This is a genomic window from Novosphingobium sp. SG720 (assembly GCF_012275365.1).
In the GTDB taxonomy this organism is placed as follows: domain Bacteria; phylum Pseudomonadota; class Alphaproteobacteria; order Sphingomonadales; family Sphingomonadaceae; genus Novosphingobium; species Novosphingobium rhizosphaerae.
In genome coordinates, this window is record NZ_JAAZQN010000001.1 from 1,724,957 (window position 1) to 1,738,262 (window position 13,306).

Sequence of the window (13,306 nt, forward strand, 5' to 3'; positions counted from 1 at the left end):
CTCACCCTAACTTTTGCGCCATCTTGTCGCGCATGCGCCGTGGGTGCGGGATTCAGCGCCCGTACAAGCGGCTGGCAGTGGCCGTTAGGCCTAACCCCTCCACCGGGGGATGCCTGATCGGGCGGGGTGCCTGATCGGCACGTGATCCACACCCTTGGACCGTCCGTGCATGCCCTTGGCCGAACACCCCAAGCGCAGACAAAGCATGGTACTTGCGTCCAGCGCCTGGGTCGCGGCGCATGGGCCCTCGTGCGATGCGCTCCTCACTGCGCTGCGCCAGAACCTGCAACGCTTGCGCTTCAACCCTTGATCGGCAACGCCAATGTGAATGTCGTGCCCCGCCCCGGCGCGGTTTCGCAGGCAATGGTGCCGTGATGGCGGACCATCACCGTGTGCACGAAACTGAGGCCCAGGCCCGCGCCGCTGGTCTTGGGGCCGAGCCCGACCGGGCCACGCAGGAAGCGCTCGAACATTCGCGCACGCAGGTCTTCATCCATGCCGCAGCCCTGGTCTGCGATCGAACATAGGGCCCAGTGGCCGCCATCGGCGCGATCCTCGCGCGTGAGGGTGCACGTGATGCGCGTGCCCTCCGGGCTGTATTTGATGGCATTGCCGATGACGTTGACCAGCGCGCGGGTGAGCAGTGACCGTTCGCCCAGCACCAGCATCGGCTCTTCACCCTGCGTGACGATCTCTATCGCCTTGGCATTGGACTGCGGCCAAAGATCGTCGATCGCGTCGATGAGCATGTCGCCCAGGTCAACCTCTTCCAGCGCGTATTCCAGGTATTCAGCGCGGGCCAGTTGGACGAAGCCATCCGCCAGGCGCAGGGTCCGCTCGGCATAATGGCGAATGGCACCCGCTTCCACCGGATTGATCCGGTCGGGCGCGGCCGTTTCGAGCACCGCCAGGATCGACGCCTGCGGCGAGCGCATGTCGTGCGTGAGCAATTGCACCACATCGTCGCGCTGGCGTTGGGCGGCCTTTGCCTCGCTGATATCGACAAAACGGATGATCCAGCCGGCGCGCTGGCCATCGGCCTGGGTCTGCGGAGCGATGCCCACCAGATAGAAATGCGCCTGGTCACGCTGTACTTCGTGCGTGGCTGGCGCGCTCGCTTCTGGTGGGAACGGCACCGCCACGCCGCTGCCAGCCAGGCGCACCGCCGCAAGCAGATCGCTTGCCTGGGTAACGCCCGCCTCGATCCTGCGGTCGAAGCTGGCAAACAGCCGATGTGCCGCGGCGTTGGCCAACACGATGCGGCCGGGCAGATCGGCCACCAGCGTGGCATCGGGCAACTGGTCCAGCCGGTCGGCCACGAAATGGCGCATCTCGCGGTTGCGGGCGATGGCGGCGTGAAGCAAGGCAATGGTATCGGCCATCCCGCGCCGTCCCGGCCGCGACAGCACCACGCGCGGCAACAGCGATGGCTCTTCATTCAGGCGCTGCAACTGCGCGCGCATGAACTGCTCGATCACCGCCAGTTGCCGCCAGCCCCACAGCGGATAGGCCACCGCCAACCCCGCGAGCGCCGCACCCGGTGGCAGCCATAGGCGCAGCACCAGCAAGCACAGCGCGGAAACCGCCACCACCGCTGCGCCGCTCAGCCCCACGACCACCAGCGCCGGTGCCCGGCCCAAGGGGCCCAGGCCGATCATCAAGGCCCACAGCGGGACAAGCCCCAGCGCAAGCAAGGCAATCGGCCCGGCCGGCCGGATCATCGCGCGATTGATCAGGCCCTGCAACAGGTGCGCCTCGATCTCCAAGCCCGACATCACCCGCCCGGTGGGCGTGGGATAGCGGCTGCCCAATCCGGTGGCGGTGGCGCCCACCACCACCACGCGATCGCGCAACAGTTCGGGCGGCACTTCACCAGCCAGGACGGCGGCGGCCGAAACTTCGGACCAACGCCCACCACCTGCACCAAACGGGATCAACCGCGCGCCCACAGGGATCTGCGCCGCCGCGTCCGGCTGCGCGCGGCGCAGCGCGGCCTGGGCCGCCAGCGCCATGAGATGTTGCGGCTGCCGTGTTCGCGACGCCACGGTGGCCGTGCGCACCACGCCATCGGCATCGGGATCGACCGAGGCATAGCCAATGCCCGTCGCCGCCTGGCGCACCGCCTCGATCGGCAGCACCGGTTCGGCCATGGTGCCGGCGGCACCATGGGGCGGCGGCAACATCGGCAGGAAGATCGGCCCGGCAGCAGCGATCGCCTCGCCCAACCGGGCATCCACGGCGGGATCGCCGGGCTCGGTAAACAGCACGTCATAGGCAATCGCGCGCGGATTTCCGGCCTTGATCCGATCGATCAGCGCGGCGTGGATCGTGCGGTTCCACGGCCAGCCCCCCATGCGCGCGATGCTCTCGTCATCGATTTCCACCAGCAGCACCGATTGGCCCGATGCGGGCCCGCCCAGCTGCAACAGGTGATCATAGATCGCATTGTCGAACCGCAGCATCGTGCGGTCGAGCGTGAGCACCAGCACCAGCACACTTGCCGCCACCAGGATCAGCCACCACTGCGTCCGCAGTTTCAGCTGATGGCCCAGGCTCACCAGGAAGCCTCGATCCGCACGTCCTGGTAATCGCTCCAATGCGACACCGTGGTGCCGCCCACCACTTCATCGATCCGCACCCGCCAGCGATAGCGCCCCGCGGGCAGCGCCAGGCCCACCAGCATATGGCTGGAAAGGCCGGGGCGATCGATTTCGGGGCGATCTTCGCGGCCGGGCTTGGCCAGCTGGAAGTGGAACGTTGCCTGGCTGTCGTAAGCCGGGTCCCAATGGAACACATATTGCCGCACCGGGCCGTTCCAGCTTTCTTCCACCGATAGGCGCAGGCTGTTTTCCAGGCGTCGGTCGAACTGCGCGATGGCAGGCTTGCCTTCCAGGCCGTGCTCGTCGATCGCGGTGGCGCGCACGAAATAATGGCCATCCGGCTGGGCGGCGAGCTGCGCCGTGGTTTCGGCCCCCACCGTCTCGTCCAGCACTTTGACGAACTCGGCATCGGCAGCCAACTGCACGTGGTAGCCCCGCGCGCCGGGCTGGGCTTGCCAGGCAAAGCGCAGCTGCGGGCCGGCCTGCGGGCTGCCGGCATCGATCCATTGCGGCGCGGGCAGCAGTGCCACCGGCTCGTCAAGATCGCTGGCAGATCCAAAGCCCGCTGGCAGCACCTGCGCCGCACGCCCGCTGGGATCGAAGCCCACTTTCCCTTCCAACACCTCGCTGGTGGCGCGGCGGCTTTGCGCGTCATAGCTCATGCGGAAGTGCGTGCCGCGCACTGACGTGACCGCGCCGGGTGTGGCGAACTGGAACGTGCTGGCCGGATCGGTCATCGGGGTGACGGCAGCGCTGGCGTGGCCACGCTCGATCGCGAAGAGGCGTTCGACATGCGCATCGAGCACCACTTTGCGCAAGCGGCGCACGCGCACGGCCGATTGCGACGGCAGGGCAATGCTGGTGGCATCGGGCAGCGTCACTGTCACGAAAGACTTCTGCCCGGTTTCCAACAGCATGCCTTCGGCCACCGGCATGCCGTTGGCCGCCGGGCGGCCATCGATGCGCACCGCGCCACGCCAGCTCAGCACCGTACCGCGCACCGTCTCATGCTTGAGCAGCACGCGCGGGATCAGCAAGGTCTTGCCGATCGGCAGCCGCAACGGATCGGCGACGTGATTGATCTGCTGCACCTGCCGATAGGTTTCGGGGCGAATCAGATAGTCGCTGGCCAAGCGGAACAGGTTGTCGCCGGGACGGACCAGATAGCGAACCATGTCATCGGGCGCCGGGGTAAACGCACTGGCCCCTTGGGGCGGGTTCGCGGCCAAGGCCGGCGCCGTGCCGACGGCAGTGAGCAACAGGCCCAGCACCAGGGCCGCGGCTTCAGGAAGCAAGCGCTTCAAGGCGATATCCGTAGGCATAGATCGGCACCAGTTTGAACCCGTTGCCCGGCCGCAGGTTTAGCTTGGTGCGGATGTTGGAAATATGGGCATCGAGCGTGCGCGTGGGAAGGTCGGGATTGCGGCCCCACAGGGCCTCGAAGATATAGGCCCGCGACAAGGCGCGGTGCATGTTGCGGAACAGCAGAAGCGCGAGTGCGAATTCCTTAGCGGTGAGCGCGATGCCCTGCCCGGCCAGTTCCACGGTGTCAGCACGTGTATCGAACTTGTAGGGACCGAATTGCTCGACCATCGGTGCCGTTGCCGGATAGGCACGGCGCACCAGCGCGTTGACCCGCGCTTTGAGCACGGCGGGGGTGACCGGCTTGATCACGTAATCGTCTGCCCCGGCCGACAGGCCCGCAACGATGTCTTCCTCGGCCGAGCGACTGGTCAGCATCAGCGCCGGTGGCGGCACTTCCAGGTTCCCGCGCGTCCATTCGATAATGGCCAGCCCGGTCATGCCGGGCACATTCCAATCGAGAATCAGCAGATCATACGTGGCACGATGCAGGGCACGCGTCAGCACCTGCCCGTCGCCGAACACCTCGCACGTGTGCCCCGCCTCGGCCAGGGTCATTTCCACCAACCCCGCCAAGGCCACGTCATCTTCCAAAATCGCTATGCGCACGTCGGCCCTTCTGCGCCCGCAATTCCGGGCGATCTCCCGCCTCCATAGCAATGCACGCGCGCATTGCGAGATAGCGCATAAACCCTTTGCAATGTTTTACAGCAGGGCAAAAAGAAACAAATCTACGCAACAGATACCAATTTGGTGCATTCCCGAACGCCGTAAAGTCTGGCATCAAGGTGTGCACAGTGGGCGAAGAGCCCAGGCGGAACGCTGTGCCGAACGCACGAGGGAACGGCATGGACCGCACGGATGAAGCCAAACGCCTGACGAACCTGGACTATGGCGATATCGCCATCGTCGATGGCTGTCTGGGCGGGCTGATTGGCGTGGCCCCCAATGCCTACGTACTGATCCGACCCGACCTGACGATTGCCGGCTGCAACGATGCCTATGTCGCCGCGGTCGGTCGCTCGCGCAACACCTTCGTGGGCATGGGCATGTTCGAAGCCTTTCCGAGCCCACCCGACAGCGAAAGCTACCGCCTGCTGCGCAATTCGCTCGAGCGCGTGATCCATACCCACAAGACCGACCATATCGCGTTCATCCCCTACGCGGTGGGAGATCCCGGGACCGTGCCGACCATGCGCTATTGGAGCGCGACGCACGTTCCGATCATGGCCGCGCCGGGACAGTTGCGCTATATCCTCCAGCATACCGCCGATATCACGGCCTTGCTGACCCAACCCGACGATGCCGGGCGCAGCGCGATCCTGGAAGCCGGCATCCTGATGCGAGCCAACCAGGTTCAAGCCGAAAGCGAGCGCCTGCGCGACCTGTTCGACCAGTCCCCCGGGTTCGTGGGCATTCTGCGCGGGCCTGATCACGTGTTCGAGATTGCCAACACCGCCTATCGCCGCCTGGTGGGTGACCGGCCCCTGCGTGGCCTTACCGTGCGCGAAGCCCTGCCCGAAGTCGTGGAGCAAGGTTTCATCGACCTGTTGGACAAAGTCTATCACACCGGGCAGCCCTATATCGGCCGGGGCGTGTCGATCATGCTGCAGCAGGCGCCGGGCTTGCCCCAGGAAGAGCGCTTCGTCGATTTCGCTTATCAGCCGCTGCGCGATTCCAGCGGCGCGATCCATGGCATTTTCGTGCAAGGCGTGGACGTTACCGAACAGCACCGCACCGAACTGCGCATGGCCACGATCATGCGCGAGAGCGTGCACCGCATCAAAAACACGCTTGCGATGGCCCAGGCGGTGGTTTCAGCCACCTTGCGCACGGCGCAAGACGTGCCCGCGGCCCGCCGTGATATCCTCGCCCGCCTCAGCGTGCTGGCCGTGACTCAGCCAGCGCTGATCGAAGGCCGCGTGGCGCCGTCCGACATTGCGCTGATCGTGGCAGCGGTGATGAAATTGCATGTCGATTTGTTCGGGCGGATCACCATGCAGGGCCCGAACGCGGACATCGAACCCGCTGCGGCGCAGGGCCTGGCACTGATTCTCCACGAACTGGCGACCAATGCCATCAAGTATGGCGCACTGTCGAACGACACCGGCACGGTGTCGATCAACTGGGCCGTGATCGAGCCGGAAAACCGCGTGGAACTGCTGTGGCAGGAACGTGGCGGCCCGGCCGTGCGCCAGCGCGAGACCAAGGGCTTTGGCACAACTCTCATCGAGCGCGCATTGCCCCGTTCGACCGGCAATCATGTGGACCTGACCTTCGCCCCGCTGGGGGTCGAGTGCCGTATCAGCGTGGCCTTGCGCCGGCCCGAAGCCGCGCGGAATTGAGCCAGGGCCGGTTGGCCTGGCAACGCGCCTTCAGGACGGCAGCAGCATCAGTCAAACGGCCCAAGACTGCCGCACAGCTCGCAAGGCCCCGCCGCTTCCTGCGCATTCTTGCCCGGCATCTGGCTGCGAAAGGCCAGAATTTGCGTGCGGATCGACGCAAAGGCAACATCGGCCAGCCGCCGTGCCTCGGTTTCGCCGCGGATAAGGTCGTGCTGCAAGAGGCCGAGGGATAGCATCAGCATCATGTCGGCCATGGTGCCCCGCGCCTCGGCCATGGCCGGCCCTGGCAACAGCACTTCCAGCGCCTGAAGCAGCGCGCCATGCACCTGCTGGTGGCACCCGTCGAAAATGCCGGCCACTTTCGGGTTGCGCGCCGCTTCGGCCACGATGTCGGCAATCAACACGTTGGTGCAATCGGGATCGGGATCGAGAAATTCGCGCAGCCACTGCCACACGGCCGCCTCGTCGCCATCGGCCACGCTGCGCACGATGTCGCTCCCGATCAGGAATTCGCTGCTGTCCTGGGCAACGATGGCGGCGATGATCGCCTCCTTCGAGGCGAAGTCGCGATAGAGCTGGCCCACGGCAACGCCCGATTCCTTGGCGATCTGGGCCACCCCCGTTGCGTGAAAACCGTTTTCGATAAACAGCTTGCGAGCCGCACTTATGATCTTGTCGCGCCTTTCAGCCGCCTTGCCGCCCGTCCTCAGGCATGTTGGCATGTAGTCAGTCACCATGTCTAATCTCTCTACCCGTATTTTACTTCTTGACCACTGCCCCCCCGGCGCAGTAGCGGAATTGTGAGTGATCGTTCACTCTCATACACTGATCGGCAGGATTTTGCATGACATTTTTGCGGCACGTGACACCGGCCCTGGCCTTGGCCCTTGCGGCATGTGGATCGCACACCCCTGGCGCGGGTGAACCTGGCGGTGCTGGTGGCAACGCGCCCCCGCCAGTTTCGGTGGTGGCCGTTCGCGAGGAGCCACTGTCGATCAGCGCCGAATTCCCCGGCCGCACGGTTGCCTATGAAACTTCGGACGTGCGCCCCCAGGTCAACGGCCTGATCCAGGCGCGCTTGTTCACCGAAGGCGAATTCGTGCGCGCCGGCCAGCCGCTCTATCGCATCGATCCCGCGCCCTATCAGGCCCAGGTTTCGAGCGCGCGTGCCGCCTTGACCAAGGCCCAGGCAACCATTGCCTCGACCGAGGCGCTTGCCCGCCGCTATGGCGAACTGGTCAAGATCAACGCGATCGCGCGCCAGGACTATGAAAACGCGGTTGCCAGCGCCGGCCAGGCCCGCGCCGATGTTGCCGCGCAGCAGGCTGCGCTGCGCACTGCGCAGATCGATCTGGGCCGCACCACCATCCGGGCACCGATCAGCGGGCGCATCGGGCGTTCGCTCACCACCACGGGCGGGCTGGTTTCGGCTTCGCAGACCACGGCGCTGACCACCATCCAGCGCATCGATCCGGTCTATGTCGACATTCCCCAATCGAGCGCCGACCTGCTCAAGCTGCGGCGCCAGATCATGGACGGCAAGCTGACCAAGGACGGCAAGGCCAAGGTGCAACTCATCCTGGAGGACGGCAGCACCTATCCGCTGGAAGGCGACCTGCTGTTCACCGACGTCACGGTCGACCAGGCCACCGGGTCGCAAGTCCTGCGTGCGGTGTTCCCCAATCCGCGCAGCCTGCTGCTGCCGGGCATGTTCGTAAGGGCAAAGCTGGTCCAGGGCACGGTACAAAACGCCATCGCCCTACCCCAGCAGGCTTTGACCCGCGATGAACACGGCAATGCCGTGGCCATGGTCGTGGGCGCACAGAACAAGGTGGAACAGCGCCAGATCCAGACCGGTGGCACGCAGGGCGACAAGTGGATCGTCACGGGCGGTCTGCGCAGCGGCGACAAGGTCATCGTCGAAGGCGGGATGATGCTGCAACCGGGCATGGCGGTAACCCCGCAGCCGTGGAACCCCAACGCGCCAGCGGCACAGCCCGCGGCTGCGGCCAAGGGAAAGTAAACCCGCCATGTCTCGTTTTTTCATCGACAGGCCCATCTTCGCATGGGTCATCGCGATCGTGCTCATGTTGGCGGGCGTCCTCGCTATCCGCTCGCTGCCGATTTCGCAGTTCCCCGCGATCGCCCCGCCGGCGGTTTCGATCACCGCCACCTATCCGGGCGCTGACGCAGAAACGCTGGAAAAGACCACCACCCAGATCATCGAACAGCAGATGAAGGGGCTGGACCACCTGCGTTACTTCTCGTCCTCGTCGTCCTCTGCGGGCACGGTGACGATCACGCTGACGTTCGAGCAGGGGACCAACCCCGACATCGCCCAGGTGCAGGTCCAGAACAAGCTGCAGGCAGCGACGCCGCTGCTTCCCCAGGAAGTGCAACAGCAAGGCCTGCAGGTGGCCAAGGCCACACAAAACTTCCTGCTGTTCGTCGGCATCTACTCGGAAAACGGCGCGCATTCCGGCGCCGACCTGGCCGATTACCTCGTTTCCAAGCTGCAGGATCCGCTCGCGCGCGTTTCGGGCGTGGGCGACACACAGATATTCGGGTCGCAATATGCCATGCGCGTCTGGCTCGATCCGCTCAAGCTGAACCAATACGGGCTGTCGGTCGCCGATGTCACCGCCGCGCTCCAGGCGCAGAATGCCCAGGTCTCGGCCGGGCAGATCGGCGCTCTGCCGGCACCCGGCACGCAGATGCTCAACGCCACCGTGGCGGTGCAATCGCGCCTCTCCACGCCCGACGAATTCGCCAAGATCCGTCTCAAGACCGGCAGCGACGGCGCCGTGGTGCGCTTGGGAGACGTTGCCCGCGTGGCGATCGGCGCGGAAAACTATGGCTTTGATTCCAAGTGGAACGACAAGCCCGCCGCCGGCCTTGGGATCAAGCTGGCGCCCGGCGCCAACGCGCTGAACACGGTCGACGCCATCAAAGCCCGCGTGGCCGAGCTTTCGGGTCAGTTTCCGCCCGATATCAAGGTCATCTATCCCTATGACTCCACGCCGTTCGTGCGGCTGTCGGTCGAGCAGGTGGTCCACACCTTGATCGAAGCCGTGGTGCTGGTCTTCCTCGTCATGTTCCTGTTCCTGCAGAACTGGCGCGCCACGCTGATCCCCACCATCGCCGTGCCCATCGTGCTGCTTGGCACCTTTGCGGTGATGGCGGTCGCCGGCTATTCGATCAACACGCTCACGCTGTTCGGGATGGTCCTGGCGATCGGCCTCTTGGTGGACGACGCGATCGTGGTGGTCGAAAACGTCGAGCGCCTGATCGTTACCGAGCACCTCAGTCCCATAGACGCCGCGCGCAAGTCGATCGACGAAATCTCCGGCGCGCTGATCGGTATCGCCATGGTCCTGGCGGCGGTGTTCCTGCCGATGGCCTTCTTCGGTGGATCGACCGGGGTGATCTATCGCCAGTTCTCGATCACCATCGTTTCCGCCATGGTGCTCTCTGTGCTGGTCGCCCTGGTGCTGACCCCCGCGCTTTGCGCCACGATCCTCAAGCCGCACACGCCCAAGGACCAGGAAAGCAATGGCCCGCTGGCCCGCTTCTTCCGCTGGTTCAATGATAAGTTCGATGCCGGCCAGCAGCGTTATGAAAAGGGCGTGCGTTCCACCGCGCGCAACTGGAAGCGCTCGATGGTGATCTACGCCCTGATCGTGGGTGGGCTGGCGCTGCTGTTCGTTCGGCTGCCAGGCGGCTTCCTCCCCGATGAGGACCAGGGCGCGGTGATCGCGCTGGTGCAAGGGCCGGCTGGTTCCACCGCCGCACGCACCGAAAAAGGCCTGTCCGCGATCCGCGAACATTTCATCAACAAGGAAAGCGGCAATGTTGTCGGCGTCTTCACCGTCAACGGCTTCAGCTTTGCCGGCTCGGGCCAGAACAGCGGCCTGGCGTTCATCCCGCTCAAACCGTGGAGCGAACGCTCGGGCAGCGCCAACAACGCCCAGTCGATCGCCGGGCGCGCGATGGCCAGTTTTGCCGCCTACCGCGACGGCTTGATCTTTGCGATCACGCCGCCGGCCGTGCAGGAACTAGGCAATGCCACAGGTTTCGACCTGCAACTGGTGGACCAGGCAGGTCTGGGCCATGCCGGCTTGCTCAAGATCCGCAACATGATGCTGGGCATGGCCATGCAGGACAAGAGCCTGGTGGGCGTGCGGCCAAACTCGCTCGACGATGCGCCCCAGCTCAAGGTGACGGTCGACCAGGACAAGGCCGGCGCGCTCGGCGTTGACCTTGCCACCATCAACAGCACCATCGCCACGGCCTGGGGCGGCAGCTACGTCAACGATTTCGTCGACCGCGGCCGTGTGAAGCGGGTCTATGTCCAGGCCGATGCCCCCTATCGCATGGCACCAGAGGACATGGACAAGCTGTTCGTGCGATCGAGCAACGGCAGCATGACCCCGTTCAGCGCCTTTGCCACGCTCTCGTGGGAAAAGGGACCGGTGCAGTTGACCCGTTATAACGGCTTGCCTTCTATGGAAATCCTGGGCGCCCCGGCACCAGGCGTGTCCACTGGCGATGCCATGAAGGCAATGGAAGCGATCCACGCCAAGCTGCCGCCAGGCACCGCGCTGGAATGGACGGGCCTTTCGTATGAAGAACGCCTTTCGGGCGGTCAGGCTCCGGCGCTTTATGGCCTTTCGCTGCTGATCGTCTTCCTGTGCCTTGCCGCGCTGTATGAAAGCTGGTCGGTGCCGCTGTCGGTGATCATGGTCGTGCCCTTGGGCGTGATCGGTGCACTGCTGGCTGCCACGCTGACGGGCCTCAACAACGACATCTACCTTCAGGTGGGCCTGATCACGACGATCGGCGTCTCGGCCAAGAACGCGATCCTGATCGTGGAATTTGCCGAAGAGCGCATGCGCGATGGCCTCGGCCCGTTCGAGGCGGCGGTCAGCGCGGCACGGCTGCGGCTGCGGCCGATCCTGATGACCAGCCTTGCCTTCGTGTTCGGCGTGCTGCCGCTTGCGGTGGCCACCGGCGCCGGTGCGGGCGGGCAGAACGCCATCGGCCGTGCGGTGGTGGGCGGCATGCTTTCGGCAACGGTGCTGGCGATCTTCCTCGTGCCGATGTTCTTCGTGGTGGTCTACAATCTCTTCGTCGCGCGCAAGCAGGCGAACCGCCCCCTTATCCAAGACGACGAGGGCGCGTCCGCGCCCCAGGGAGTCTGACAGTCGTGATCAAATCCCCCATCGCCCTTGCCGCCGTGCTGCCAGCGCTGCTGCTGTCAGGGTGCAACATGGCGCCGCGCTATGCCCGGCCGGCGCCCGCGGTGCCGCCTGCCCTGCCCCAAGGGCAGGGCGTCTATCCCGCCGCCGATACCGCGCAGGCACAGGACCTGGCGCGCATCGGCTGGCGCGAATTCTTTCGCGATGACCGCCTGCGCCAGGTGATCGAACTGGGCCTGGCGCATAACCAGGACCTGGCCCTGGCGGCGGCCAACGTGCTCCAGGCACGGGCGCAGTACCGGGTGCAGCGCGCCGACCTGTTCCCGGCGATCACCGCCAGCGGATCGGGCACGTATACCAACACCGCCTCGTTCGCGGCGAGCGCGGGCGGATCATCGACCTCGGGCGTGGCCGATATCCAGTACTTCACCGGAAACGTCGGCCTCTCTTCGTACGAGATCGACCTGTTCGGCCGGCTGCGCAACCTGAGCAAGGCAGCGCAGGAGCAGTACCTGGCAAGCGAGGAGGGCCGCCGCGCCACCCGCGTCACCCTCATCGGTGAAATCGCCTCGGCCTGGCTCACCCTGGCGGCGGACCGCGACCAGCTGGCCACGTCGCAAAAGACGCTCAAGGCCTACGAACAAAGCCTTGACCTAACCAAGGCGCAGTTCCGCATCGGCGTAACCTCTGCCCTGGAAATGCAGCAGGCCGACACCAGCTATCAATCGGCGCGCAACGACATTGCCGTGTTGCAGACCCAGGTGGCGCAAGACCTCAACGCGTTGCAACTCCTGACCGGCGCGCCGGTGCCCGAAACGCTGCAACCCCACAGCCTGGATGCGGCGCCGGCAACGATCGACGCGCTGCCCGGCAACCTGCCGTCCGATGTGCTGCTGCGCCGGCCAGACGTGTTGCAGGCCGAACACCAACTGATCGCGCAGAACGCCAACATCGGGGCGGCCCGCGCGGCCTTTTTCCCGACCATCTCGTTGACTGCCACAATCGGCACGATCAGCTCCACGCTGAGCAACCTGTTCTCGGCCGGGACCGGCACCTACACCGTGTCGCCATCGGCCAGCGTGCCCTTGTTCAACTTCGGGCAGAACAAGGCCAACCTGGATTATGCCAAGGCTTCGCGCGATGCGGCCGTGGCCACATACCAGAAGACGATCCAGACCGCGTTTCGCGAAGTGGCCGATGCCTTGGCACAGCGCGGCACGATCGACGAACAGGTGGCCGCCCAGACGGCGCGGGTCCAGGCCGCCAGCCAGGCCGCGATGCTGTCTGACGCGCGCTATCGGGCCGGCGTGGAATCCTTCCTCACCGCACTCGATTCGCAGCGCACCGCCTACTCCGCACAGCAGCAGTTGGTGACCACCCGGCTCAATCGCGCCAACAACTTGGTCACGCTGTATCGCACCCTGGGCGGTGGCCTCGATTGATTCGCTTGCCAAACCGCCAGACTAAAATAGGATGTGCCACATAACATATATGTGGAAGAGGTCTGGCGATGAGCGAAGGGATTCGTGAAGGCGTAACCGATGCAGGCGATGAAAGCCTCATCATCCTGGAATCGCTGCTGTGCCTGATGCGGGAAAAGAACCTGCTGACGCGCAGCGACATCGAACTGCTTTGTGAAAAGGTGGAACGCCGTGCCACGGGCACGAGCCGCAACCCCCTTCCCTGCAACAACGGCAGCGCCACCGAGGCGGTGGGCTATCTTCGCCGCCTCTCGGCCTATCTGGGCCAGCGCTATGGCGGCAAGCACATGCGGCGCGCCGCCAACTGATTGCGCATCGGC

General features: G+C 65.2%; 9 protein-coding genes. 5 read left to right on the top strand and 4 right to left on the bottom strand.

What is annotated here, in order from left to right; translation table 11 throughout:
- Nucleotides 1-299: 299 nt before the first annotated feature.
- From FHW94_RS07765 to FHW94_RS07775, 3 genes are read right to left on the bottom strand one after another with little or no spacing between them, the layout of a single operon-like run.
- Nucleotides 300-2,558 (bottom strand): CHASE2 domain-containing protein, encoded by a 2,259-nt coding sequence (locus FHW94_RS07765; RefSeq protein WP_349237459.1) that lies wholly within the window; start codon nt 2,556-2,558, stop codon nt 300-302.
- Nucleotides 2,555-3,904 carry a FecR domain-containing protein gene (locus tag FHW94_RS07770; RefSeq protein ID WP_246865923.1) on the bottom strand — a complete coding sequence of 450 codons (1,350 nt, stop codon included), beginning with the start codon at nt 3,902-3,904 and terminating at the stop codon, nt 2,555-2,557. The genes FHW94_RS07765 and FHW94_RS07770 overlap by 4 nt, the downstream gene beginning before the upstream one ends.
- Nucleotides 3,885-4,571 carry a response regulator transcription factor gene (locus FHW94_RS07775; protein WP_168555076.1) on the bottom strand — a complete coding sequence of 229 codons (687 nt, stop codon included), beginning with the start codon at nt 4,569-4,571 and terminating at the stop codon, nt 3,885-3,887. The genes FHW94_RS07770 and FHW94_RS07775 overlap by 20 nt, the downstream gene beginning before the upstream one ends.
- A gap of 239 nt (nt 4,572-4,810) precedes the next feature.
- On the opposite strand from FHW94_RS07775, the gene FHW94_RS07780 reads away from it, so the two are divergent.
- Entirely contained in the window at nt 4,811-6,307 is a 1,497-nt protein-coding gene (locus FHW94_RS07780; RefSeq protein ID WP_168555077.1) for a PAS domain-containing protein, read from the top strand.
- A gap of 47 nt (nt 6,308-6,354) precedes the next feature.
- Here the strand turns inward: FHW94_RS07780 and FHW94_RS07785 are convergent, their stop codons facing one another.
- Nucleotides 6,355-7,044: a TetR/AcrR family transcriptional regulator gene (locus tag FHW94_RS07785; protein ID WP_248291630.1), complete on the bottom strand. Its 690-nt coding sequence runs from the start codon at nt 7,042-7,044 to the stop codon at nt 6,355-6,357.
- Between the two features lie 107 nt (nt 7,045-7,151).
- Between FHW94_RS07785 and FHW94_RS07790 the strand changes: the two genes are divergently transcribed.
- The 4 genes from FHW94_RS07790 to FHW94_RS07805 all read left to right on the top strand — a co-directional run bounded on the left by FHW94_RS07790 (nt 7,152) and on the right by FHW94_RS07805 (nt 13,294).
- Nucleotides 7,152-8,330: an efflux RND transporter periplasmic adaptor subunit gene (locus FHW94_RS07790; RefSeq protein ID WP_168555078.1), complete on the top strand. Its 1,179-nt coding sequence runs from the start codon at nt 7,152-7,154 to the stop codon at nt 8,328-8,330.
- A gap of 7 nt (nt 8,331-8,337) precedes the next feature.
- Complete coding sequence (locus FHW94_RS07795; RefSeq protein WP_168555079.1) at nt 8,338-11,508, top strand: efflux RND transporter permease subunit; 3,171 nt, start codon at nt 8,338-8,340, stop codon at nt 11,506-11,508.
- Between the two features lie 5 nt (nt 11,509-11,513).
- Nucleotides 11,514-12,947: an efflux transporter outer membrane subunit gene (locus tag FHW94_RS07800; protein ID WP_168555080.1), complete on the top strand. Its 1,434-nt coding sequence runs from the start codon at nt 11,514-11,516 to the stop codon at nt 12,945-12,947.
- A 68-nt stretch (nt 12,948-13,015) separates the two neighbouring features.
- The gene (locus FHW94_RS07805; protein ID WP_168555081.1) at nt 13,016-13,294 is read left to right on the top strand and encodes a hypothetical protein; all 279 of its coding nucleotides are present in this window, start codon (nt 13,016-13,018) and stop codon (nt 13,292-13,294) included.
- Nucleotides 13,295-13,306: the final 12 nt, after the last annotated feature.